Below are 23,928 nucleotides of genomic sequence, written 5' to 3' on the forward strand. Positions count from 1 at the left end.
CCATCCGCGAAGGCGGCCGCACCGTCGGCGCCGGCGTGGTGTCGAAGATCCTCGAGTGATCCGAGGCACGGCGTTGTTCCGGATGTGACCCGGGAACTCTTTGAGACATTTGAAAGGGCGTCCAGAACGGGCGCCCTTTCCTTTTCGGGGTTGGAGTGAGATCAAGGCACATGACACACCCGTTTCCCGCCCCCGACACGCGCAACCCGGTGATCCTGCCCGATGGCAGCGCTCATGCGGGGACCGTTTTTCTGAAGGCCGTGATCGACCATTCCCGGTTCATCGTCGGAGATTACAGCTATGCCAGTGCGACCCGTCCGCCCGAGGACTGGGCCGCGCACCTGGCGCCGTACCTGTTTCCCTTTTCGGACGAGAAGCTGGTGATCGGCAAGTTCTGCCAGATCGCCGACGGGGTGGTGTTCATCACCGCCTCGGCCAATCATCGGCGCGACGGGTTCTCGACCTTTCCCTTTGCGGTGTTCGACCATGCCACGGCCGCAAACCGGCCAAGCCTGCCGGAGTGGTCCGGACCGGACACGGTGCTGGGGCATGACGTCTGGCTGGGCAAGGATGCGCGCGTACTGCCGGGGGCGCGGCTGGGCAATGGCGTGATCGTCAGCGCGGGGGCGGTGGTGCGAGGTGAGATCCCGGATTACGCGGTGGTGGCCGGCAACCCGGCGCGGGTGGTGAAGTTGCGGTTCGCCGCAGACACCATCGCGCGGTTGAACGAGATTGCGTGGTGGAACTGGCCCATCGAACGCATCCTGAAGCATGAGGCGGCGATCTGCGGCGCGGACTTGGATGCGCTTGAACGGGCGGCACCTTAGGGCCGACTGAGGCAATCTGCCGCAAAGCGAAACAGGTTCCGACAGGGCTGCTTTCAGCGATCTCGCTGTCGCGCATGAGCGCCGACGCGGGCTGAAAGCGCCATGAAATCAACGCCCAGACTTCCGGTGTGCATCTGCAGCAAAGATGCGGCATACCGTAGTATTCATTTAACATATTGAAATGTTGACATTTTTTCTGACTAGGCCAAGCTCTCGCACGAGGAGGAGCACGCCTTGGATCAAGTGAACCTGTCAGCATGGGAAGGCCGGACCGAACGGCGGGAGGGTGGGATCTCTCCGGCGCAGGCGGCGCAGATCCATGCGACCATCGGCGACCCGGCCAAGGACGCGCCGGAGGCGGGCGCGGCGATGCCGCCGCTGTGGCACTGGTGCGCCTTTCCGCCCGTTTGCCCGCTGGAGGAGCTTGCAACGGACGGACATCCGAAGCTGGGAGGCTTCCTGCCGCCTGTGCCGCTGGGGCGGCGGATGTGGGCCGGGGGCAAGCTGCGTTTTGGAGCGCCGCTGCGCGTGGGGGTGCCGTTCGACAGCCGCTCGACCATCGTGGGCGTGACCGAGAAAGCGGGCAAGACCGGGCGCATGGTTTTCGTGTCCGTCGATCATGAACTGAGCGCCGAGGGTGCGGTGGTGATCGAGGAGCGGCAGGACATCGTCTACCTGGACCTGCCGACCGAGTTTCGACCGCCGGCGAAGCAGCCGATGCCGGAGGAGACGGTCGGGCGCTGGAGCCAGCCCGTCAACGAGGCGCTTCTGTTCCGTTTCTCGGCCATCACCTTCAACGCGCATCGCATTCATTACGACCTGCCGTATGCGCAAGAGGTCGAGCATTATCCGGGCCTTGTCGTTCATGGGCCGATGCAGGCCGCGTGGCTGATGCGGGCGGCGACGGACGTGAAGGGGCGGGCCCCTGAAAGTTTTACCTTTCGGGGCGTGCATCCGATGCTGTTGGTGCCCGGGGCCACCAACGAAATGACCATTGCCGCCTACGCGCAGGAGGAGGCGCGCGGGCTGACGTTATACACCGGACAGGCCGGGCATCAGTGCATGCAGGCCACCGCCACATGGGAGGAAACCACATGAACAAGATCCTGAAAGGCATGAGAGTGGTCGAGGGGTCCGCCTTTGTCGCGGTGCCGCTGGCAGGCATGACGCTGGCGCAGATGGGCGCCGAGGTGATCCGGTTCGACCGGCTGGAAGGGGGCCTGGATTACGGGCGTTGGCCGCTGGCGCCCGATGGGCAGAGCCTGTTCTGGGCAGGGCTGAACAAGGGAAAGAAATCGGTCGCGGTGAACATGCGGTCGCGCGAGGGTCGCGAGCTGATCAGCCGTATCATCACTGCGCCGGGGCGCGATGCGGGGCTGTTTTTGACCAATCTGCGGGTGCGTGGCTGGATGGATTACGCGACACTCAGCAAGCGGCGGCGGGACCTTGTGATGGTCAGCATGCTGGGAGATCGCGAGGGGCGGTCGCAGGTGGATTACACGGTGAACCCGGCCATCGGCGTGCCGCACATGACCGGGCCGGAGGGGCATCCGGACCCTGTGGCAAGCGCGCTGCCGGCCTGGGACCTGATTGCCGGGAACCTTGCCGTGTCCAGCCTGCTGGCTGCCGAGCGGCACAGGCTGCGCCATGGCGAAGGGCAGGAGGTTGTCCTGACGCTGAAGGACGTGGCGGCGGCGACGATGGCGCATCTGGGGATCGTGGGCGACGTGCACCTGAACGACCACGATCGGGGCAAGTCGGGCAACGCACTCTATGGCGCCTACGGGCAGGACTTTGCCTGTGCCTGCGGCGGGCGTGTGATGGTGATCGGGCTGACCCAGCGGCAGTGGGAAGGGCTGGTCAAGGCCACGGCCACCGAGGATCAGATGAAACTGCTGTCGCGGCGGCACGGGGTGGATTTGAGCGACGAGGGCGTTCGCTGGCGCCTGCGGCACGAGATTACCGCCATCCTGGCGCCGTGGTTCGCCGAGCGGCGGATCGAGGACTTCGCGGGCGACTTCAACGCCATGGGTCTGACTTGGTCGGTGTTCCGGGGCACGCGCGAGGCGGTGCGCGCGGACCCGGATTTCGGCGAGGCGAACCCGATGTTCTCGATGACCGAGCAGCCCGGCATGGGCCGATTCCCGGTGCCGGGGCACCCGGCGGCGTTCGGCAGCCATGGCCGCGTACGGCCTGTGCCCGCGCCGGCGTTGGGGGCGCATACCGAGGAGGTTTTGGGCGATGTTGCGCGGCTGAGCGATACGGAAATTTCGAAGTTGTTCGACGACGGGATCGTGGCGAGCCCGGAATATGGCAAGAAATCGGCAGCCTGATCAAAGAAATAAAGTCGAAAAATCCGCGTGCGCGTCAGGAAGGGGACTTGATTCCGCCGTGCAGGTGCCGTACCTGAGGCGTCGGCCTTAGGGGTATAGCTCAGCTGGTAGAGCGACGGTCTCCAAAACCGTAGGTCGCGGGTTCGAGCCCTGCTGCCCCTGCCAACCTCCTTTTACGTATTGGAAAATTCCGGTTCGCTTCGGCGCGTTTCAGCGCATTCGAGCGGATAATCGCTGATTTTCCGCATCACGAAATTAACCCCAGGCCGTCGCAATGTTACCTCATTCATCCCCTAATTGTATCGAGAGTGGTTAACCGTCGTTAATGAAGGGATGTGCCCCATGAGAATCATGGTTGTCGACGATGAAGAAATCATCATAGCGCTGCTGACCGAACACCTCAGGGAGATGGGGTTCGACGATGTCACCACGGCGGCATCGGGCGAGGAGGCGCTGGAGATCATTGCCGAGCAGGATTATCCGTTCGATTGCTTCCTGCTGGACATCAAGATGGGCGGCATGGACGGGATCGAGCTGTGCTCTCGGATCCGCGAAATGTCGCAATACCGGATCGCGCCGATCATCATGATCACCTCGGCGGCGGCCAAGCTGCACATGAACGAGGCGTTCGATGCAGGGGCGACCGACTACATGATGAAGCCCATCGAGCATCTGGACCTGCGGGTGCGCATCCAGATCGCGATGCTGCTGGTCGAGACGTTGAAGAGCGAGGCCGAGAGCCGCCTGGCGCTGAAGACTGCGCTGCAGACCGCGCCCGAGGCTGGCCAGTTCGACCCGTCGATGCGGATCACCTATTCGAACGTGCCGAACATGCGCGACTATTTCCAATTGGAGAACCGTCTGCTGCGCTTGAGCGAGGGTGTCTATGCGATGACCCTGCTGTCGATCGAGATCGAAGGGATCGAGAACCTTGGCTCACGCCTGAGTCAGGCGGAGTTCCTGGACGTGGTGGAGGCGGTGGCGAACATCATCGGCAAGACCCTTCCGGCCAGCGGGGCGTCGCTGTCCTATGTGGGCTACGGCAAGTTCATCTGCCTTCTGGTGGTGCGGAACCATATCGTGCCGAACCTCTTGCAGGCGCGCATTCGAGACGCGTTCCACAGCTACGAGGTGGCGCACAGCGTCCTGTCGCCGGGTGACCTGGTGCTGAACGTGTCGGCGCTGTCGAACAAGCGGATGCTGGCACCCGATATCGCCATCGGCCTGATCCGGCGGTTCGTCGGCAGCCTTGGAACCAGCGAAGACATGCTGTTGCCGCCGATCTCGAAGGTGCAGGACCGCATCTTTCGCAAGAGCGCGAACGCCAAGAACGACGCGTCCTGATTGCCGCGCGCAGCGGACAGGCGCGGGACGGATGGCGACCGAGTCGAGCTGAAACTCTAGGTCGCGATCCGTGCCCCGGTGACCGCGTCGAAAAGGTGCATTTTGTCGGGGCTGGCGCTGGCGGTGAGCATGTGTCCCGCGGCAGGAGCGTCGGCGGCGTTGAGGCGCATTATGACCGGCGTGTCGCTGTCTGCAAGACAGGCATGCAGCAGCGTGTCGGCGCCGAGATGTTCGGTGAAGACGGACCTGAGCGCCAGAGTGATGGGGCCGGCGTGCCCCACCACGAGGTGCTCGGGGCGCAGGCCGAGCGTGAGTGCCGCCCCGGGCGGCCTTGAGATCGGTGCGGGCAGAGGGATCGCCGTACCGTCGGCAAGCGTTGCCGAGGCCTGATCGCGGGACAGAGTGGCGTTCAACATGTTCATGGCGGGGGTGCCGATGAAGTCGGCCACGAAGCGTGTGGCAGGGCGGTGGTAGAGATCCATGGGCGTGCCGATCTGTTCCACGCGGCCTTGTGACATGATGATGATCCGGTGGGCGAGGGACATTGCCTCGACCTGATCGTGCGTCACGTAGATGAAGGTGGCGCCGAGGCGCTGGTGCAGGGATTTGAGCTCGGCCCGGAGTTGCGTGCGCAGCTTGGCGTCAAGGTTCGACAGCGGCTCGTCGAAGAGGAACACCGCCGGGTCGCGGACGATGGCGCGGCCCATGGCGACGCGCTGGCGCTGGCCGCCTGAAAGCTGGCGGGGCTTGCGGTCGAGGTAGTCCTCGAGGCGCAGGGTGCGCGTGGCCTCGGCAATCCGGGTGTCGATCTCGGCGCGGGGCAGGCCCTCGTTTCTCAGCCCGTATTCCATGTTCTTGCGCACGGTCATGTGCGGATAGAGGGCGTAGTTCTGGAACACCATGGCGATGTCGCGATCGCCTGGTTCCAGCCCGTTGACGTGGCGCTTGCCGATGTGAAGGTCGCCAGTGGTGATGGTTTCCAGCCCCGCAATCATGCGCAGGATGGTGGATTTGCCGCAGCCCGAGGGGCCGACCAGGACGATGAATTCGCCGTGTTCGATCTCGGCCGAGACGTCGGAGACGGCGATGACGTTGCCAGGATAGGTCTTGCCCAGCCGGGAGAGGTTCAGGTTGGCCATTGATTACTTCTCACTGTCCACGAGGCCTTTGACGAAGAGCTTCTGCATGGCGACGACGACCAGCACAGGCGGGATCAGCGCCAGCATGGCGGTGCCCATGATGAAGTGCCAGACGGGCAGGGCCTCGCCGGAATTGGTCATGCGCTGGATGCCCATGACGATGGTGTAGAGGTCCTCTTCGGTGGTGACGATCAGTGGCCAGAGGTACTGATTCCAGCCGTAGATGAAGAGGATGATGAAGAGCGCCGCGATGTTGGTGCGGCTCATGGGTAGCAGGATATCGAGGAAGAAGCGGACGGGCCCGGCGCGGTCGATTCGGGCGGCCTCGACCAGTTCATCCGGGACGGTGAGGAAGAACTGGCGGAAGAGGAAGGTGGCGGTGGCCGAGGCGATTAGGGGGATCGTCAGGCCCGCGTAGGAGTTCAGCATCCCCAGTTTCGTCACCACGTCGAAGGTCGGCAGGATGCGGACCTCGACCGGCAGCATGAGGGTGACGAAGATCATCCAGAAAAAGCCCATGCGGAAGGGAAAGCGGAAATAGACGATCGCATAGGCCGAGATGATCGAGATGGCGATTTTACCGATAGTGATGGCCAAAGCCATGATGAGGGAGTTCAGCATCATTCGCCCGAGGGGCACGCCGCCCGCCTCGGGCAGGCCGATGGTCAGAAGCTGGCTGTAGTTCTGCCAGCCCTGATCGCCGAACCACAGGGGGATGGGCGATCGGGCCAGCGCGTCGGGCCCGTGGGTGGAGGCGACGAGCGCCATCCAGACCGGGAAGCACAGGAAGGTCACACCAAGGATCAGCGCCGCGTGTGTAAGGAAGGTGAGGAAGGGGCGGTTCTCGACCATCAGTAGTTCACCTTGCGCTCGACATAGCGGAACTGGATGAAGGTCATGGCGATGACGAGGGCCATGAGGATCACCGACTGCGCCGCCGAGCCGCCGTAATCCTGGCCGACGAACCCGGTGGCGTAGACCTTGAAGACGAGGATCGACGTGGCGTCGGCGGGGCCGCCCTCGGTCGTGGCGTGGATAAGGGAAAACGTGTCGAAGAAGGCGTAGACGAGGTTCACGACCAGCAGGAAGAAGGTGGTCGGCGTCAGGAGCGGAAAGGTGATCGACCAGAAGCGGCGCACGGGGCCGGCGCGGTCGATGGCGGCGGCCTCTATCAGCGACTTGGGGATGGATTGCAGCCCGGCGAGGAAGAAGAGGAAATTGTAGCTGACCTGTTTCCACGCGGCGGCGACGATGACCATCAGGAGGGCCTGGTCGCCGTTGACGTAGTGGTTCCAGTCGATGCCAACTTCGCCCAGCCAGTAGGCGACGATGCCCAGGGAGGGGTTCATCAGGAAGTACCAGATCACGCCCGCGAGCGCGGGGGCCACGGCGTAGGGCCAGATGAGCAGGGTGCGATAGGTGGTGGCGGCGCGGATGACGCGGTTGGCGGCGACGGCGAGGCCCAGCGACAGGGCCATGGCGAGGAAAGCCACGGAGAAGCCGAAGATCAATGTGGTCTTGAACGAGCGCAGGTAGGAGGGATCGTTGAAAAGCGCCTCGTAGTTGCGCAGGCCGACCCAGTCGCGCGAGAAGCCGAACGCGTCCTCGAGGAAGAACGAGCTTTCCAGCGCCTGGTAGGAGGGCCAGAAGAAAAAGACGAGGGTGATCGCGATTTGCGGGGCGACCAGAGCATAGGGCAGCCACCGGGAGCGGAAAACGACGCGTTTCTGCATGATTAGAGTGGGGTAGGGTGGGTTTGAAACCCACCCTACGCGGCCTTAGGAGTTGGCGTCCTGGAATTTGCGCAGCAGCGCGTTGCCGCGCTCGACGGCGGCATCCAGTGCCTCCTGCGCGGACTTGTCACCGGCCCAGACGGCTTCGAGCTCTTCGTTGATGACATCGCGGACCTGGACGAAATTGCCGAAGCGGATGCCCTTGGACGCCGGGGTGGGCGTATTCAGCGACAGTTGCTTGATGGCGGTGTCGGTCAGCGGGTCGGTCTCGTAGAAGCCCTGTTCCCGGCTGAGTTCATAGGCGGCGGTGGTGATCGGAACGTAGCCCGTGCCCTGGTGCCATTCGGCCTGTTGCTCGGGCGAGGACAGGAAATTGAAGAACTCGGCGACGCAGGTGTATGCGGGCTGCTCATGACCTTGCAGGACCCACAGTGTGGCGCCGCCGATGATGGAGTTTTGCGGTGCGTCGGCCACGGCGGTATCGAGCGGCAGCATGGTCTGACCGAACTCGAAATCGGTGATCTCGTCCTTGAAGCCGCCGTAATAGGCCGAGGAGTTGATCCAGAGTGCGGTCTCGCCGTTGACGAACTGCGCCCGGCTGTCGCCGCGGCGTCCGCCATAGGCGAAAAGGCCTTCGTCGCCCATGTCGGCGATGCGCTGGATGTGGTTGACCACGTTCTCGTTGTTGAAGGTGAATTCGGTATCGAGACCGGCAAAGCCGTTTTCCTGTGTGGCCATCGGCAGGTCGTGCCAGGCCGAGTAGTTCTCGATGTTGACCCAGGACTGCCAGCCGAAGGAGAAGGGTTTTTCGACGCCGTTCTCTTTCAGCTTGCGGGCCGCCTCCTCGACCTCGTCCCAGGTGGTGGGGATCTCGGCACCGGCGGCGTCGAGCGCGGTCTTGTTGTACCACAGGACGGGGGTGGAACTGTTGAAGGGCAGGGACAGCAGGTTGCCGTCGGTGTCGGTGTAATAGGAGATCACGGCGGGCAGGTATTCGGACGGATCGAAGTCGATTCCGGCATCTTCCATAAGCTTGTAGACGGGATAGATCGCGCCGTTGTCGCCGGCGGCCATCATGGTGGCGGTGCCGACCTCGAAGACCTGAACGACATGGGGCTGCTCGCCGGCGCGGAAGGCGGCGATGGCGGCAGTCATGTTCTCGGTGTAGTTGCCCTTGTAGACCGGGTTGACCCTGCAGGTGTCGGAGCCTTCATTGAACTTGGCCGACATTGCGTCGACGCGTTCTCCCAGGTCGCCGCCCATGGCGTGCCAGAACTGGAATTCGGTCTTTTCGGCGGCCAGCACCGGTTGTGCGACCAGCGCGATGGCCGTGGAGGCCGCGAGGATGCGATTGGAATTCATTGAGGTCTCCCGTCAGTGGTTTGAGCAAAGGCGATGGGCCGGGGCACCAAGGCACCGGCCGGTCCGCCCCGATTAGAGGGGTTTTGTGACAACCAGATGATGGCAGGCCGGAAGTGTGCTCTGCCCACGGATGCACCGGCCAATTTTCCGCCCCGGCACCGCCTTTATTCAGCCGCATTTCAGCCCTAGCATCACCATGAATCGCGATGCGGACCTTCGGGGAAGGGCCTGACGCGGTCACCGCGTGGGGGCGTGGAACCGTAAATGAGTGCTGCCATGAGCATGACAGATACGCGCCGGCCGGCGCTTCGGAACGATCTATACATCCGCAGCGAAGAGCTGCCGGGGACGCCGGCAGTGGATGCGGGCGCCGCGACGGATATCGAAAACAACGCCGACACCCTGATCCGGCAGTTGCTGATCGAGGAAAAACGCCGTGCGGCGCCGGAACGACTGCCGGATATCGCGCCGCAGGAAGAGGTCCTGACCTATGATGAGCCGACGCTGCCACGGCGCGAGCCGGTGCGGGAATCGATTGCGCAGATCCTGAAGGCCGAGCGGGCCGGGGCGTCTGCAGAGGTGTCGCCCCCGCGGGGGCGGCTGCGGTTGCCGCGCCTGACCTTGTCCCGGCGGACAGTCGCGGAGACGCCGCAGTGCGCGCCTGCGAGGCCGGCCGCATCCGAGGCGGCAGCGCCAGTTCGCACGCGGACGGCCATGCGTTTGCCGGTTTGGCTGCGCACGTATCGACCGACGAAAAAACATGTCGCCTGGGCCGTGGTCGCGGCGCTTGTGCTTTATCGCCCGCTGATGGTGCCACTGGCGGCATTACTGCTGGTGTGGCTGGTGTTGATCGCCTACCTGAGCCTCGGCCCCGACAGATGGGGCGAGATCATCGGCGGCGCGTGGCATAGGCTGCATGCCCGCAATCCCGAGCTGGCGGAGCGCGTGCGGCAACGGGCCGATCGCTTTGCCGAGAAGTTCGATCGGTTGCTGGACTGGTTGCCGGCCTCCTGGGCCGAGCGGCTTGCGCTGCCGGATTTCTCCGGTGCGGACGACCCGGACGAGAACCGGCCCGACCCGTTCGATCGGCTGGCTGCCGAGGCGCGCGAGAGCTGATCGCCCGCGACCGGCGGGAAGGCCACAAGCTTCGCTTCGGGCACGCCGCGCGCGGTCTCGGCTCTTGAATTCGTGGCGCGCGCGGCGTATGTCGCGCGTCACGAGGTTTCCAACGAAGAAAGACGCGCACCGATGGCCGTTACAAATCCGCTTCAGTTCATCCAGCAGGTCCGCGCGGAAGTGGCCAAGGTCGTGTGGCCCACCCGGCGCGAGGTTCTGCTGACAACGGTCATGGTTTTCATCATGGCTGCGTTGACGGCGGTCTTCTTCGCGCTGGTCGACCTGGCGATCCGCAGTGGCCTGGAAGGTCTGCTTGGCCTCTTCGGCTGAGGCGCGCGAAATTTGACGCTTGAGCCTTGAAATGAAGGCCAAAGGGCGGTAACTGACCCGACACTTCCAGCAGCGCGCGGCGATTCGGCCCGCGCGCTGAATTGTTTCTGGAAGGTGGTTTGGGCCGGGAAGGCCCTTCGGAATATGAACTTTCCGGGCGGGACCCGGGCAACGAGGGATGGTGCTCAGCATGGCGAAACGGTGGTATTCGGTCAGCGTTCTTTCCAATTTCGAAAAGAAGATCGCAGAGCAGATCCGGCAATCCGTGGCCGAACAGGGCCTCGAAGACGATATCGACGAGGTTCTGGTGCCGACCGAGGAGGTCATCGAGGTGCGCCGCGGCAAGAAGGTGACCGCAGAGCGGCGCTTCATGCCGGGCTATGTACTCGTGCACATGGAAATGTCGGACCAGGGCTATCACCTGATCAACTCGATCAATCGTGTCACCGGCTTTCTGGGTCCGCAGGGGCGGCCAATGCCGATGCGTGATGCCGAAGTGAACCAGATCCTGAACCGCGTGCAGGAAGGCGAGGACGCGCCGAAACTGCTGGTCAGCTTTGAAGTGGGCGAGAAGGTCAAGGTCAACGACGGCCCGTTCGAGGATTTCGACGGCATGGTCGAGGAAGTGGACGACGACAACCAGCGCCTGAAGGTGACGGTGTCGATCTTCGGTCGCGAGACGCCGGTGGAGCTGGAATTCACCCAGGTGACCAAGCAGGGGTAAGGTGGTGGTCCGCTTTGCGGGAGAAAGCGGACGTTCTGTTCTGACGGTTAGGAGACGCGCATCGACGGGCCGTGGTGCGGCGAACCGACGATGGTGATGGGCAATTTATGTCTGCCAACCACATCCAACCCGAGAGCGCGGCACTTCACCTGCCCAATCGCCGTGCCGGGGGACGGCCCGGCGATGCGCGGCGGGCTTCGCCCTGGTTCCGCGCGGGTGCTTTGCGACTGGGGCAACCAGGGGCTCGAAGCGGACCTTAGGGCGTAAGATACTGCCCGCTTGCAAATGCGCCCCTTCGCTTGTATGTCGCCGCAATTGCCCCGAGGGGCGATTCATCCATGTGGGAGGCGAGGCGGTCGCGATCGTCGAACCTGACCACATCAACATAGGCCTAAGGACGCGTCCCGAGGCTGTTTGAGAAGGAGAAGGCCAATGGCCAAGAAACTTGCCGGCACCATGAAGCTTCAGGTGCCTGCCGGACAAGCGAACCCGTCCCCGCCGGTTGGTCCGGCGCTGGGTCAGCGCGGCATCAACATCATGGAATTCTGCAAGGCGTTCAACGCCAAGACGCAGGAGATGGAGCCCGGTGCACCGTGCCCGACCGTGATCACCTACTATCAGGACAAGTCCTTTGAAATGGACATCAAGACGCCGCCGGCGTCGTACTACCTGAAGAAGGCTGCCAAGCTGAAGTCGGGCTCCAAGACCCCGGGGCGCGAAAGCGTTGCCACGGTGAGCCCCAAGCAGCTGCGCGAGATCGCGGAAGCGAAGTGGAGAGACCTGAACGCGAACGACGTCGAATCCGCGATGAAGATCATCGCAGGGTCCGCGCGGTCCATGGGCATCGAGGTGAAGTAAAATGGCGAAACTTGGAAAACGTACCCGCGCCGCCCGCGAAGCCTTCGCGGACAAGCACAACGTGACGGTCGAAGAGGCTGTCGCTCTGGTCAAGAACCACGCCAGCGCGAAGTTCGACGAGACTGTCGAGATCGCCGTGAACCTGGGCGTCAACCCGCGCCACGCCGACCAGATGGTCCGTGGCGTCGTCGGCCTGCCGAACGGCACCGGCAAGGACGTGCGCGTTGCCGTCTTCGCCCGTGGCGCCAAGGCGGACGAGGCCAAGGAGGCCGGGGCCGATATCGTCGGTGCCGAGGACCTGATGGAAACCATCCAGGGCGGTGAGATCAACTTTGACCGCTGCATCGCGACGCCGGACATGATGCCCATCGTGGGCCGTCTGGGCAAGGTGCTGGGCCCGCGCAACCTAATGCCGAACCCCAAGGTCGGCACGGTGACGATGGACGTGGCCGACGCCGTGAAGGCCGCCAAGGGCGGTGAAGTGCAATTCAAGGTCGAGAAGGCCGGTGTGGTGCACGCAGGCGTTGGCAAGGCCTCCTTCGACGAAGGCAAGCTGGTCGAGAATGTCCGCGCTTTCATCGATGCCGTGCAAAAGGCGAAACCCGCCGGCGCGAAAGGCACTTACATGAAGAAGGTGGCGTTGAGCTCGACCATGGGTCCGGGCGTCAGCATCGCGATCGAAAGCGCCGTGACCGAGTAAGCGGACACGTTTCGAGATTGAAAAGGCCCCCGAGAGTTTCGGGGGCCTTTTTCGTTGGGAGCAGGGTGGTCAGCCAGATGCACTGACCTTGCCGGGCCAGCTATCTTCCGGCCCGTCGTTCTCGTCCAGGCGTTTCCGCCGGGCGCTTTCAAGCGCCGCGACGAGCGCCTCGGTGCCGGTGCAGCCGGGCTTCCATTCGAACGGGGTCACGTCGCCGATGGTAGCCGTGACGTTCATCGGCCTGCCATCGTTGAAATGCGAATCGACGCGCTGCAGGATGGCTTGCAATCTTTGGCCGATCTGGTCGAAGCCGGACCGCCATCCGTCCTCGACCACGCAGAGGAATTCGCCGTTTCCGGTATATGCGACCAGGAACTGGTGCCCTTCGAGCAGAACCGAAATCGCTTCGCAGATATCGGTTACGAGGCATTCGAATTCGTAGGCGGTGCACCGGGCGTGAAGGTCGACGATATCGTTGATGCCGATGGCGAAGGCGGCCGAGCCGAAAACCTTCTTGCGGGCCATGACGGCGACGTAATTTTGCAGCGCGCGGTGATCGATCACGCCGTCGATGTCTTGCGGATGGAACGGGACGTCCAGGGGCAGGGGGCCGTCGCCTCCCGCCGCATTGGTTTCGGCGTCCGGCGGGGTCGTGTCGGTCGACGGCATTTCGGACTTGGCGACAAGGCTTTCGATCAGGGCGATCCTTTGGCGCAGTTCGTCGATGTCGAAGGGCTTGGGGATGAAGTCGCTCGCGCCAGCCGCGAAGGCCTGATCGAGCGATGCTTTGTCGGACATCGCGGTCAGCATGACGATCGGTGTCAGTTGGTGGTCGGGGCGATCCCGCAGGATGTGGCAGAGATCTATGCCGTTGGTTCCGGGCATCTGGATGTCGACCAGAAAACAGTCGATCGGCTGGCCGTCCGGGTCGGCCACCACGCCGAGCGCGTCGACCACGCAGGGGGCCTTGGACAGGGTGTGCCTGCCGTCCTGCGTGATCAGAAGTTCCAGCAGGTCGAGGATGGCCGGTTCGTCATCTACTGCGAGCAGGTGCATGTCGTGCCTCATATCAAGCATTTGGTCCCGGGCAATCGGCGCACCGGGACCCTTGGTACAATCAGAGGGAGAAAGAAGGCGCGAGCGAGGCAGGAAATCGTTAATTTTTCAACACCTGCGTTTCTCGGTACCGGTCGGAGGCCCGGGCCGCGCGGCGTTTTCGGGTCGAGACTTGCGCGTCGGGCGCGGGCGTGTCAGAGTGTCGCCCACGCTGCGTGAGATCGTTTCGATCCGCGCATGTTTGCCTGTCGTGGCAGGCGATGAATTTCCCCCTTGGCATTTGCCGCCATGCGGCATAAACACCGGCCTTGCACGTATGGCTCGATTCGTCGGGCCATTTGTGTTTCGTCCGAGACGGTGGGTGACCGGGATTTGCCGGTCATAATTCCTGCCCGAGACGGGAAAGACCAGAATTCTCGAGGTTCTCCTTGGTATCAAGGCGTGCCCCGACTGGCTCAGCCCCGTTAGCGGACCCTTTGCCGGGTCGTGAGTGGCCCGGTGGTACTGAGCCGGGGGACACCCCCAAATTTGGAGTGAAACTGTGGATAGAGCCCAGAAAGAGAAAGTGGTCGACGAACTCGGCCAGATCTTCGAAAGCTCTGGCGTCGTTGTGGTTGCCCACTACGAAGGCCTTACAGTTGCGGAGATGCAAGACCTGCGCGCCCGTGCGCGCGAGGCCGAAGCATCTGTTCGCGTTGCCAAGAACAGGCTCGCAAAGATCGCCCTTGAGGGCAAGCCTTGCGCAAGCATCGCCGATTACCTCTCGGGCATGACCGTGCTCACCTTCTCCGAAGACCCCGTGGCAGCAGCCAAGGTCGCGGAAGGTTTCGCCAAGGACAACAAGAAGTTTGAAATCCTTGGTGGCGCCATGGGTGAGACGGCCCTGGACCGGGCCGGTGTCGAAGCCACGTCGAAACTGCCGTCGCGCGAGGAGCTTATCTCCACCATCGCCGGCATGCTTGGCGCACCCGCTTCGAACATCGCCGGTGCGATCGGCGCACCTGCAAGCAACATCGCGAGCATCCTTTCGACCATCGAAGAGAAGGCGGAAGCAGCGTAAGCAACTGCAAGTCCTGCGTACGGGTTGCAATACCGACGTTGGAACACATCTTAGAACGGAAAGAGCTGAAAAATGGCTGATCTGAAAAAACTTGCTGAAGAGATCGTTGGTCTGACGCTTCTCGAAGCACAAGAACTGAAAACCATCCTGAAAGACGAGTACGGCATCGAGCCCGCAGCCGGCGGCGCGGTCATGATGGCGGGCCCGGCAGGCGGCGACGATGCCGCAGGCGGCGGCGAAGAGCAAACCGAATTCGACGTCATCCTGAAGTCGGCCGGTGCTTCCAAGATCAACGTGATCAAGGAAGTCCGCGCGATCACCGGCCTGGGCCTGAAAGAAGCCAAGGACCTGGTCGAAGCCGGTGGCAAGGCCGTCAAGGAGCAGGTCTCCAAGGACGAAGCCGACGAGATCAAGGGCAAGCTGGAAGCAGCTGGCGCCGAAGTCGAACTCAAGTGATCCCGGCATCGGCGGGATCATCCCGGACCTGATCCGGGATCTCCTGCCGGCGTGACGATGTCCCGGATCAAATCCGGGGCGGGATCGTATGAAATCAGGCTGGACCGGGCAAAATCCCGGTCCAGCCGAACCTGTCTCAGAGAGGCCCTTGCGGCCGGTCGCGGTAATCCGGGAGGTCCCGGATCAAGTCCGGAAGGTCCCGGATCAAGTCCGGGACAAGGGGTTCTCTCAGGCGAGGTTCAACGATCGGGTGGTCCCTTGTGGGATTGGGACCAAGAATGGATCGTTCCCGCCTCTCTCGGGTGGCTCTGCCGCTGTGGCCCGACAGCGTGCAGGACCGGTGAGAAATGAAAGGTGACTTGTCACATGGCGCAAAGCTTTCTTGGCCAGAAACGTCTTCGTAAATATTACGGCAAAATCCGCGAAGTTCTGGAGATGCCGAACCTCATCGAGGTGCAGAAATCCTCGTATGATCTTTTCCTGAAATCCGGCGACCAGCCCGAGCCCATGGACGGCGAGGGCATCAAGGGTGTCTTCCAGTCGGTGTTCCCGATCAAGGATTTCAACGAGACCGCGGTGCTCGAATTCGTCGATTACGAGCTGGAAAAGCCGAAATACGACGTCGAGGAGTGCATGCAGCGCGACATGACCTACAGCGCACCGCTGAAGGTGACGCTGCGTCTGATCGTGTTCGATGTGGATGAAGACACCGGCGCGAAGTCCGTGAAGGACATCAAGGAACAGGACGTGTTCATGGGCGACATGCCCCTGATGACGCCCAACGGCACCTTCGTGGTGAACGGCACCGAGCGGGTGATCGTCAGCCAGATGCACCGTTCGCCGGGCGTGTTCTTCGACCACGACAAGGGCAAGACGCATTCGTCCGGCAAACTGCTGTTCGCCTGCCGCATCATTCCCTATCGCGGCAGCTGGCTGGACTTCGAGTTCGACGCCAAGGACATCGTGTTCGCCCGGATCGACCGCCGCCGCAAGCTGCCTGTGACCACCCTGCTCTATGCGCTGGGGCTGGACCAGGAAGACATCATGACGGCCTATTACGATACGGTCGACTACAAGCTGAAGAAGAAAAAGGGCTGGGCCACCAAGTTCTTCCCCGAGCGCGTGCGCGGCACGCGCCCGACCTATGATCTTGTCGACGCCAAGTCGGGCGAGGTGATTGCCGAAGCGGGCAAGAAGGTCACGCCGCGCGCCGTCAAGAAGCTGATTGACGACGGCGAAGTCAAAGAGCTGCTGGTGCCTTACGAGCAGATCGCGGGCAAATACGTGGCGCGTGACATCATCAACGAGGAAACCGGCGCGATCTATGTCGAGGCCGGCGACGAGCTGACGATCGAGCGCGACAAGGACGGCGAGATCATCGGCGGCACCGTTCAGGAGCTGATCGAGGCGGGCATCACCGATATTCCGGTGCTGGATATCGACAACATCAATGTCGGCCCGTACATGCGCAACACCATGGCGAATGACAAGAACATGAACCGCGAAACCGCGCTCATGGACATCTACCGCGTCATGCGCCCGGGCGAGCCGCCCACCGAGGAAGCCGCAAGTGCCCTCTTCGATACGCTGTTCTTCGACTCCGAGCGCTATGACCTGAGCGCCGTGGGCCGGGTAAAGATGAATATGCGCCTGAACCTCGACAAGCCCGACACGCAGCGCACGCTGGACCGGTCGGACATCGTTGCCTGTGTCAAGGCGCTGGTGGAACTGCGCGACGGCAAGGGCGACATCGACGATATCGACCACCTCGGCAACCGCCGGGTGCGCTCGGTCGGTGAGCTGATGGAAAACCAGTACCGCGTCGGCCTTCTGCGGATGGAGCGCGCGATCAAGGAGCGGATGTCGTCGGTCGAGATCGACACGGTGATGCCGCAGGACCTGATCAACGCGAAACCGGCCGCGGCCGCCGTGCGCGAGTTCTTCGGCTCAAGCCAGCTGAGCCAGTTCATGGACCAGACCAACCCGCTGTCGGAAGTGACGCACAAACGCCGCCTGTCGGCGCTTGGACCGGGCGGCCTGACGCGGGAGCGTGCGGGCTTCGAGGTGCGCGACGTGCACCCCACGCACTATGGCCGGATGTGCCCGATCGAGACGCCGGAAGGCCCGAACATCGGTCTGATCAACAGCCTTGCCACGTTCGCGCGGGTCAATAAGTATGGCTTCATCGAAACGCCCTATCGCAAGGTGGCGAACGGGCAGGTGACCGACGACGTGACCTACATGTCGGCGACCGAGGAAATGCGGCACACCGTGGCGCAGGCCAACGCGTCGCTGGATGAAAGCGGCAAATTCGTCAACGAGATGGTCAATACCCGGCAATCCGGCGAATACATGCTGGCCCCGGTCGAGCATGTGGACCTGATCGACGTCAGCCCGAAACAGCTGGTGTCGGTTGCGGCCTCGTTGATTCCGTTCCTGGAAAACGACGACGCCAACCGCGCCCTGATGGGCTCGAACATGCAACGGCAGGCGGTTCCGACGCTGCGCTCCGAGGCGCCGCTGGTGGGTACGGGCATCGAGGGCGTCGTGGCCCGCGATTCGGGTGCGTCGGTTCTGGCGCGCCGGGCCGGTGTCATCGACCAGGTGGATGCGAGCCGGATCGTGATCCGGGCGACCGAGGACCTGGAAATCGGCGACCCGGGCGTGGACATCTACCGGATGCGCAAGTTCCAGCGCTCGAACCAGAACACCTGTATCAACCAGCAGCCGCTGGTGAAGGTGGGCGACACCGTGCAGAAAGGTGAGGTGATCGCCGACGGACCGTCGACCGACCTGGGCGAACTGGCGCTGGGCAAGAACGTGCTGGTCGCGTTCATGCCGTGGAACGGCTACAACTTCGAGGACTCGATCCTGATCTCCGAACGGATCGCACGGGACGACGTGTTCACCTCGATCCATATCGAGGAATTCGAGGTGGCGGCCCGCGACACCAAGCTGGGGCCGGAAGAGATCACCCGCGACATCCCCAACGTCGGCGAGGAAGCCCTGCGCAACCTCGACGAGGCGGGCATCGTCTATATCGGCGCCGACGTGGAGCCGGGCGATATCCTTGTGGGTAAGATCACGCCGAAGGGTGAAAGCCCGATGACGCCGGAAGAAAAGCTTCTGCGTGCCATCTTCGGTGAGAAGGCATCGGACGTGCGCGACACCTCGCTGCGGGTGAAACCGGGCGACTACGGCACTGTCGTGGAAGTTCGCGTGTTCAACCGTCACGGCGTGGAGAAGGACGAGCGTGCGCTTCAGATCGAGCGTGAAGAGGTCGAGCGCCTTGCCCGCGACCGCGATGACGAGCTCGCGATCCTAGATCGCAACATCTATGCCCGTCTGAAATCGCTGATCCTTGGCAAGACCGCCGTGAAAGGCCCCAAAGGCGTCAAGGCGAACTCGGAAATCACAGAGGAACTGCTGGACACGCTGAGCCGTGGCCAGTGGTGGCAGCTGGCTCTGAAGGACGAGAAAGATGCGCAGATCGTCGAGGCGTTGAATGACCAGTACGAGGCGCAAAAGCGCACGCTTGACGCGCGGTTCGAGGACAAGGTCGAGAAGGTGCGCCGGGGCGACGACCTGCCGCCGGGCGTGATGAAGATGGTCAAGGTCTTCATCGCCGTGAAGCGCAAGCTTCAACCGGGCGACAAGATGGCCGGGCGTCACGGCAACAAGGGCGTGATCTCCAAGGTCGTACCGATGGAAGACATGCCGTTCCTGTCGGACGGCACGCCGGTCGACTTCTGCCTCAACCCGTTGGGGGTTCCGTCCCGTATGAACGTGGGACAGATCCTGGAAACCCACATGGGCTGGGCCGCGCGCGGCCTTGGCATCAAGATCGACGAGGCGCTTCAGGACTATCGCCGCACCGGCGACCTGACGCCTGTGCGCGAGGCGATGCACCACGCCTATGGCGACGATGTCTATGACGAGGGCATCGCCAACATGGACGAGGCGGCGCTGATCGAGGCGGCGGGCAACGTGACGCGCGGTGTTCCGATCGCGACGCCGGTCTTCGACGGCGCGAAGGAGCCTGACGTGAACGACGCGCTGAAGCGGGCCGGGTTCGACGAAAGCGGCCAGTCGGTGCTGTTCGACGGGCGCACGGGCGAGCAATTTGCACGCCCCGTGACCGTCGGCGTGAAGTACCTGCTGAAGCTGCACCACCTTGTGGACGACAAGATCCACGCGCGCTCGACCGGGCCGTACAGCCTGGTGACCCAGCAACCGCTGGGCGGCAAGGCGCAGTTCGGTGGCCAGCGCTTCGGGGAGATGGAGGTCTGGGCGCTGGAAGCGTACGGGGCGGCCTACACCCTGCAGGAGATGCTGACCGTCAAGTCGGACGACGTGGCAGGCCGGACCAAGGTCTACGAGTCGATCGTCAAGGGTGAGGACAACTTCGAGGCCGGTGTGCCCGAGAGCTTCAACGTTCTCGTGAAGGAAGTCCGTGGCCTGGGCCTGAATATGGAGCTGTTGGACGCGGAGGATGACGAGGAAGACCCGTCTTCCGACATCGCGGCGGAATAACGTGGGTTCTCACCCACCCTACGGGCCAATCGTAGGGTGGCTGGAACCCACGCGCCGCCCCCTCCTACGCTCCTCTTTTTTAGGAATTCGAAATGAACCAAGAACTGACAAACAACCCGTTCAACCCCGCCGCACCGGCGAAGGTGTTCGACGAAATCAAGGTGTCGCTCGCCAGCCCGGAACGCATCCTGTCTTGGTCTTACGGCGAGATCAAAAAGCCGGAAACCATCAACTACCGGACGTTCAAGCCCGAGCGTGACGGTCTTTTCTGTGCGCGTATCTTCGGCCCGATCAAGGACTACGAGTGCCTATGCGGCAAGTACAAGCGCATGAAATATCGCGGCGTCGTCTGCGAGAAATGCGGTGTGGAAGTCACCCTCCAAAAGGTCCGCCGCGAGCGGATGGGTCATATCGAACTGGCCGCGCCTTGCGCGCATATCTGGTTCCTGAAATCGCTGCCCAGCCGCATCGGCCTGATGCTGGACATGACGCTGCGCGATCTGGAACGCGTGCTTTACTTCGAGAACTACGTGGTGATCGAGCCGGGCCTGACGGACCTGACCTATGGCCAGATGCTGACGGAAGAGGAATTCATGGATGCGCAGGACGCGTATGGCATGGATGCCTTTACCGCCAATATCGGCGCCGAGGCGATCCGCGACATGCTGGCGAACATCGACCTTGAATCCGAGGCCGAGAACCTGCGCGCCGACCTGGCCGAGGCCACTGGCGAGCTGAAGCCGAAGAAGATCATCAAGCGTCTGAAAGTTGTCGAGTCGTTCATCGAATCCGGCAACCGTCCGGAATGGATGGTGATGACGGTGATCCCGGTCATTCCGCCGGAACTGCGCCCGCTGGTGCCGCTGGACGGTGGCCGGTTCGCGACGTCCGACCTCAACGACCTTTACCGTCGTGTGATCAACCGGAACAACCGCTTGAAGCGGCTGATCGAGCTGCGCGCGCCCGACATCATCGTGCGTAACGAAAAGCGGATGTTGCAGGAATCGGTCGACGCCCTCTTTGACAACGGCCGTCGTGGCCGCGTCATCACCGGCGCCAACAAGCGTCCGCTGAAATCGCTGTCGGACATGCTGAAAGGCAAGCAGGGCCGCTTCCGCCAGAACCTTCTGGGCAAGCGGGTCGACTTCTCGGGCCGGTCGGTCATCGTGACCGGGCCGGAACTGAAGCTGCACCAGTGCGGCCTGCCCAAGAAGATGGCGCTCGAGCTCTTCAAGCCGTTCATCTATTCGCGGCTGGAGGCCAAGGGCCTTTCCAGCACCGTGAAGCAGGCGAAGAAGCTGGTCGAGAAAGAGCGGCCGGAGGTCTGGGACATCCTCGACGAGGTGATCCGCGAGCACCCGGTCCTGCTGAACCGTGCGCCGACGCTGCACCGGCTGGGCATCCAGGCGTTCGAACCCACGCTGATCGAAGGCAAGGCGATCCAGCTTCACCCGCTGGTCTGCTCGGCTTTCAACGCCGACTTCGACGGTGACCAGATGGCCGTGCACGTTCCGCTGAGCCTCGAGGCGCAGCTGGAAGCGCGTGTTCTGATGATGTCGACGAACAACGTTCTGTCGCCTGCCAACGGCGCGCCGATCATCGTACCGAGCCAAGACATGGTTCTGGGTCTCTACTATACCTCGATCATGCGCGAAGGCATGAAGGGCGAAGGCATGAGCTTTGCCTCGATCGACGAGGTGCAGCACGCGTTGGATTCCGGCGAGGTGCACCTGCACGCCAAGATCACCGCACGCCTGCCGCAGATCGACGAGACCGGGCAGGAGGTGATCCAGCGCTTCGAGACCACGCCGGGCCGGGTGCGTATCGGGGCCTTGCTGCCGATGAACGCCAAGGCGCCGTTCGAACTGGTCAACAAGCTGCTGCGCAAGAAAGAGGTGCAGCAGGTCATCGACACCGTCTATCGTTATTGCGGTCAGAAGGAATCGGTCATCTTCTGCGACCAGATCATGAGCATGGGCTTCAAGGAAGCGTTCCGCGCCGGCATCTCGTTCGGCAAGGACGACATGGTGATCCCCGAGGACAAATGGGGCATCGTCGAAGAGACCCGTGAACAGGTGAAGGGCTTTGAACAGCAGTACATGGACGGCCTGATCACGCAGGGCGAGAAGTACAACAAGGTGGTCGACGCCTGGTCGAAATGTAACGACCAGGTCACCGAGGCGATGATGGGCTCCATCTCGGCCGAGGTGAAGGACGAGAACGGTGCGGTCGCGGAACCCAACAGCGTCTACATGATGGCGCACTCGGGTGCGCGTGGCTCGGTCACGCAGATGAAACAGCTGGGCGGTATGCGCGGCCTGATGGCCAAGCCGAACGGCGACATCATCGAGACGCCGATCATCTCGAACTTCAAGGAAGGTCTGACCGTTCTCGAATACTTCAACTCGACCCACGGCGCCCGGAAGGGTCTGTCGGACACCGCGTTGAAGACGGCGAACTCGGGCTACCTGACCCGTCGCCTGGTGGACGTTGCGCAGGACTGCATCGTGCGCGAGCATGATTGCGGCACCGACCGTGCGATCACCGCGGAACCGGCCGTCAATGACGGCGAGGTCGTGGCGTCGCTGGCGGAACGTGTACTGGGCCGTGTCGCGGCCGAGGACATCGTGAACCCGGTCTCGGGCGAGGTGATCGTGGCGGAAGGCCAACTGATCGATGAGCGTCTGTCGGACGCGATCGACCAGGCCGCCGTGCAGACCGCACGCATCCGCAGCCCGCTGACCTGCGAGGCCGAGGATGGTGTATGTGCGATGTGCTATGGCCGTGACCTTGCACGCGGCACGATGGTGAACACCGGCGAGGCCGTGGGCATCATCGCGGCGCAGTCGATCGGTGAACCCGGCACCCAGCTGACGATGCGGACCTTCCACATCGGCGGCGTGGCGCAGGGTGGCCAGCAATCGTTCCTGGAGGCCAGCCAGTCGGGCAAGATCGCGTTCGAGAACGCCCAGACACTGGAGAACTCCAGCGGCGAGACACTGGTCATGGGCCGCAACATGAAAGTGTTGATCAAGGGCGAGAAGGACGTCGAACTGGCCAGCCACAAGGTGGGCTACGGTACCAAGCTTTTCGTCAAGGAAGGCGACACAGTCGCACGTGGCGACAAGCTGTTCGAGTGGGATCCCTATACCCTGCCGATCCTGGCCGAGAAGGGCGGTACGGCGAAGTTCGTCGACCTGACCGTGGGTGTATCGGTGCGTGACGTGACCGACGATGCCACCGGCATGACGCAGAAGATCGTGTCCGACTGGCGCGCCGCGCCCAAGGGCAACGAGTTGAAGCCCGAGATCCTGATCGCCGACAAGGATGGCGAGCCGGTCCGCAACGATGCGGGCAACCCGGTGACCTATCCGATGTCGGTGGACGCGATCCTGTCCATCGAGGAAGGGCAGGAAGTGCATGCGGGTGACGTGGTTGCGCGTATTCCGCGTGAAGGCGCCAAGACCAAGGACATCACCGGCGGTCTGCCGCGTGTGGCCGAACTCTTCGAGGCGCGTCGTCCCAAGGATCACGCCATCATCGCCGAGATCGATGGCTACGTCCGCTATGGTCGCGACTACAAGAACAAACGTCGCATCAGCATCGAGCCTGCCGACGAGTCGCTGGAGCCGGTCGAGTACATGGTGCCCAAGGGCAAGCACATTCCGGTTCAGGAAGGTGACTACGTCCAGAAGGGTGACTACATCATGGACGGCAACCCGGCGCCGCATGACATCCTGTCGATCATGGGTGTCGAGGCGCTTGCCGATTACATGATCGACGAGGTCCAGGACGTCTATCGACTGCAGGGCGTGAAGATCAACGACAAGCACATCGAGGTTGTCGTGCGCCAGATGCTGCAGAAGTGGGAGATCCAGGATTCCGGTGAAACCACGCTGCTGAAGGGCGAGCATGTCGATAAGGCAGAGTTCGACGCGGCCAACGAGAAGGCGATTGCCCGTGGCAAGCGCCCGGCGCAGGGCGAGCCGATCCTTCTGGGGATCACCAAGGCGTCGCTGCAAACCCGCAGCTTCATCTCGGCGGCCTCGTTCCAGGAGACGACGCGGGTTCTGACCGAAGCCTCGGTTCAGGGAAAGCGCGACAAGCTCGTGGGCCTGAAGGAGAACGTGATCGTGGGTCGCCTGATCCCGGCCGGCACCGGTGGCGCCACGCTGAACATGCGCCAGATCGCGCAGCAGCGTGACAACGTGGTGATCGAGGCCCGCCGCGAGGAGGCCGAAGCGGCCGCCGCCCTGGCCGCCCCGGTCGACGACGTGGTCGGTGGCGACGAGTTCGACACGCTGGTCGAGACGCCGGAAAGCCGCGAGGACTGATCCGCGCATTAGAATTGAGAGAG

General features: G+C 63.0%; 18 protein-coding genes and 1 tRNA gene. 14 read left to right on the forward strand and 5 right to left on the reverse strand.

Features of this window, described 5'->3' with window-relative positions; genetic code table 11:
• Positions 1–170: 170 nt before the first annotated feature.
• The 5 genes from RBB31_RS18950 to RBB31_RS18970 all read left to right on the forward strand — a co-directional run bounded on the left by RBB31_RS18950 (position 171) and on the right by RBB31_RS18970 (position 4,504).
• On the forward strand, positions 171–827 hold the full coding sequence (locus RBB31_RS18950; RefSeq protein WP_306130824.1) for a CatB-related O-acetyltransferase: 657 nt from the start codon (positions 171–173) through the stop codon (positions 825–827).
• A 243-nt stretch (positions 828–1,070) separates the two neighbouring features.
• Positions 1,071–1,925, forward strand: a complete 855-nt coding sequence (locus RBB31_RS18955; protein ID WP_306130862.1) for a MaoC family dehydratase N-terminal domain-containing protein — start codon at positions 1,071–1,073, stop codon at positions 1,923–1,925.
• Complete coding sequence (locus RBB31_RS18960; protein WP_306130825.1) at positions 1,922–3,160, forward strand: CoA transferase; 1,239 nt, start codon at positions 1,922–1,924, stop codon at positions 3,158–3,160. Before RBB31_RS18955 ends, RBB31_RS18960 begins: the two co-directional genes overlap by 4 nt.
• 89 nt (positions 3,161–3,249) lie before the next feature.
• A tRNA-Trp gene (locus RBB31_RS18965) sits at positions 3,250–3,325 on the forward strand.
• 177 nt (positions 3,326–3,502) lie between these two features.
• Positions 3,503–4,504 (forward strand): PleD family two-component system response regulator, encoded by a 1,002-nt coding sequence (locus RBB31_RS18970; RefSeq protein ID WP_306130826.1) that lies wholly within the window; start codon positions 3,503–3,505, stop codon positions 4,502–4,504.
• 56 nt (positions 4,505–4,560) lie between these two features.
• Here the strand turns inward: RBB31_RS18970 and RBB31_RS18975 are convergent, their stop codons facing one another.
• The 4 genes from RBB31_RS18975 to ugpB are packed head-to-tail and all read right to left on the reverse strand — an operon-like array spanning position 4,561 to position 8,738.
• Positions 4,561–5,643 carry an ABC transporter ATP-binding protein gene (locus tag RBB31_RS18975; protein ID WP_306130827.1) on the reverse strand — a complete coding sequence of 361 codons (1,083 nt, stop codon included), beginning with the start codon at positions 5,641–5,643 and terminating at the stop codon, positions 4,561–4,563.
• Between the two features lie 3 nt (positions 5,644–5,646).
• A complete protein-coding gene (gene ugpE / locus RBB31_RS18980) occupies positions 5,647–6,495 on the reverse strand; it encodes a sn-glycerol-3-phosphate ABC transporter permease UgpE (protein ID WP_306130828.1) in 849 nt (282 codons plus the stop codon).
• Positions 6,495–7,376 (reverse strand): sn-glycerol-3-phosphate ABC transporter permease UgpA, encoded by an 882-nt coding sequence (gene ugpA / locus RBB31_RS18985; RefSeq protein ID WP_306130829.1) that lies wholly within the window; start codon positions 7,374–7,376, stop codon positions 6,495–6,497. Before ugpA ends, ugpE begins: the two co-directional genes overlap by 1 nt.
• Before the next feature lie 45 nt (positions 7,377–7,421).
• On the reverse strand, positions 7,422–8,738 hold the full coding sequence (gene ugpB / locus RBB31_RS18990; protein ID WP_306130830.1) for a sn-glycerol-3-phosphate ABC transporter substrate-binding protein UgpB: 1,317 nt from the start codon (positions 8,736–8,738) through the stop codon (positions 7,422–7,424).
• Positions 8,739–9,014: 276 nt separating this feature from the next.
• Between ugpB and RBB31_RS18995 the strand changes: the two genes are divergently transcribed.
• From RBB31_RS18995 to rplA, 5 genes are all read left to right on the forward strand, one after another.
• Positions 9,015–9,854 carry a hypothetical protein gene (locus RBB31_RS18995; RefSeq protein WP_306130831.1) on the forward strand — a complete coding sequence of 280 codons (840 nt, stop codon included), beginning with the start codon at positions 9,015–9,017 and terminating at the stop codon, positions 9,852–9,854.
• 132 nt (positions 9,855–9,986) lie between these two features.
• Positions 9,987–10,184: a preprotein translocase subunit SecE gene (gene secE, locus RBB31_RS19000; protein ID WP_057796846.1), complete on the forward strand. Its 198-nt coding sequence runs from the start codon at positions 9,987–9,989 to the stop codon at positions 10,182–10,184.
• Between the two features lie 190 nt (positions 10,185–10,374).
• Positions 10,375–10,908, forward strand: coding sequence for a transcription termination/antitermination protein NusG (gene nusG / locus RBB31_RS19005; RefSeq protein WP_306130832.1), 534 nt, complete (start codon positions 10,375–10,377; stop codon positions 10,906–10,908).
• Between the two features lie 432 nt (positions 10,909–11,340).
• Positions 11,341–11,766, forward strand: a complete 426-nt coding sequence (gene rplK / locus RBB31_RS19010) for a 50S ribosomal protein L11 (RefSeq protein ID WP_103762101.1) — start codon at positions 11,341–11,343, stop codon at positions 11,764–11,766.
• Position 11,767: 1 nt separating this feature from the next.
• A complete protein-coding gene (gene rplA / locus RBB31_RS19015; protein ID WP_306130833.1) occupies positions 11,768–12,466 on the forward strand; it encodes a 50S ribosomal protein L1 in 699 nt (232 codons plus the stop codon).
• Between the two features lie 69 nt (positions 12,467–12,535).
• On the opposite strand, the gene RBB31_RS19020 is transcribed toward rplA, so the two are convergent.
• A complete protein-coding gene (locus RBB31_RS19020; protein WP_306130834.1) occupies positions 12,536–13,522 on the reverse strand; it encodes a PleD family two-component system response regulator in 987 nt (328 codons plus the stop codon).
• A 541-nt stretch (positions 13,523–14,063) separates the two neighbouring features.
• Between RBB31_RS19020 and rplJ the strand changes: the two genes are divergently transcribed.
• The 4 genes from rplJ (at position 14,064) to rpoC (ending at position 23,905) form a co-directional block, all read left to right on the forward strand.
• Positions 14,064–14,582, forward strand: coding sequence for a 50S ribosomal protein L10 (gene rplJ, locus RBB31_RS19025; protein WP_103762104.1), 519 nt, complete (start codon positions 14,064–14,066; stop codon positions 14,580–14,582).
• Positions 14,583–14,654: 72 nt separating this feature from the next.
• Complete coding sequence (gene rplL / locus RBB31_RS19030) at positions 14,655–15,038, forward strand: 50S ribosomal protein L7/L12 (RefSeq protein ID WP_222452564.1); 384 nt, start codon at positions 14,655–14,657, stop codon at positions 15,036–15,038.
• 366 nt (positions 15,039–15,404) lie between these two features.
• Positions 15,405–19,571 carry a DNA-directed RNA polymerase subunit beta gene (rpoB, locus tag RBB31_RS19035; RefSeq protein ID WP_306130835.1) on the forward strand — a complete coding sequence of 1,389 codons (4,167 nt, stop codon included), beginning with the start codon at positions 15,405–15,407 and terminating at the stop codon, positions 19,569–19,571.
• 92 nt (positions 19,572–19,663) lie between these two features.
• A complete protein-coding gene (gene rpoC / locus RBB31_RS19040; protein WP_306130836.1) occupies positions 19,664–23,905 on the forward strand; it encodes a DNA-directed RNA polymerase subunit beta' in 4,242 nt (1,413 codons plus the stop codon).
• Positions 23,906–23,928: the final 23 nt, after the last annotated feature.

The organism is Roseovarius sp. MMSF_3350 (genome assembly GCF_030733425.1).
Classification (GTDB): Bacteria; Pseudomonadota; Alphaproteobacteria; order Rhodobacterales; family Rhodobacteraceae; genus Roseovarius.

What these genes read in the sequence shown, in the direction of transcription:
- ugpA (WP_306130829.1), bottom strand. Translation starts at nt 7,376, where the DNA reads ATGCAGAAACGCGTCGTTTTCCGCTCCCGGTGGCTGCCCTATGCTCTG.
- rpoB (WP_306130835.1), top strand. Translation starts at nt 15,405, where the DNA reads ATGGCGCAAAGCTTTCTTGGCCAGAAACGTCTTCGTAAATATTACGGC.
- RBB31_RS18975 (WP_306130827.1), bottom strand. Translation starts at nt 5,643, where the DNA reads ATGGCCAACCTGAACCTCTCCCGGCTGGGCAAGACCTATCCTGGCAAC.
- RBB31_RS18950 (WP_306130824.1), top strand. Translation starts at nt 171, where the DNA reads ATGACACACCCGTTTCCCGCCCCCGACACGCGCAACCCGGTGATCCTG.
- rplL (WP_222452564.1), top strand. Translation starts at nt 14,655, where the DNA reads ATGGCTGATCTGAAAAAACTTGCTGAAGAGATCGTTGGTCTGACGCTT.
- RBB31_RS18970 (WP_306130826.1), top strand. Translation starts at nt 3,503, where the DNA reads ATGAGAATCATGGTTGTCGACGATGAAGAAATCATCATAGCGCTGCTG.
- rplA (WP_306130833.1), top strand. Translation starts at nt 11,768, where the DNA reads ATGGCGAAACTTGGAAAACGTACCCGCGCCGCCCGCGAAGCCTTCGCG.
- RBB31_RS18995 (WP_306130831.1), top strand. Translation starts at nt 9,015, where the DNA reads ATGAGCATGACAGATACGCGCCGGCCGGCGCTTCGGAACGATCTATAC.
- rplK (WP_103762101.1), top strand. Translation starts at nt 11,341, where the DNA reads ATGGCCAAGAAACTTGCCGGCACCATGAAGCTTCAGGTGCCTGCCGGA.
- rpoC (WP_306130836.1), top strand. Translation starts at nt 19,664, where the DNA reads ATGAACCAAGAACTGACAAACAACCCGTTCAACCCCGCCGCACCGGCG.
- ugpB (WP_306130830.1), bottom strand. Translation starts at nt 8,738, where the DNA reads ATGAATTCCAATCGCATCCTCGCGGCCTCCACGGCCATCGCGCTGGTC.
- RBB31_RS18960 (WP_306130825.1), top strand. Translation starts at nt 1,922, where the DNA reads ATGAACAAGATCCTGAAAGGCATGAGAGTGGTCGAGGGGTCCGCCTTT.
- nusG (WP_306130832.1), top strand. Translation starts at nt 10,375, where the DNA reads ATGGCGAAACGGTGGTATTCGGTCAGCGTTCTTTCCAATTTCGAAAAG.
- RBB31_RS19020 (WP_306130834.1), bottom strand. Translation starts at nt 13,522, where the DNA reads ATGCACCTGCTCGCAGTAGATGACGAACCGGCCATCCTCGACCTGCTG.
- ugpE (WP_306130828.1), bottom strand. Translation starts at nt 6,495, where the DNA reads ATGGTCGAGAACCGCCCCTTCCTCACCTTCCTTACACACGCGGCGCTG.
- secE (WP_057796846.1), top strand. Translation starts at nt 9,987, where the DNA reads ATGGCCGTTACAAATCCGCTTCAGTTCATCCAGCAGGTCCGCGCGGAA.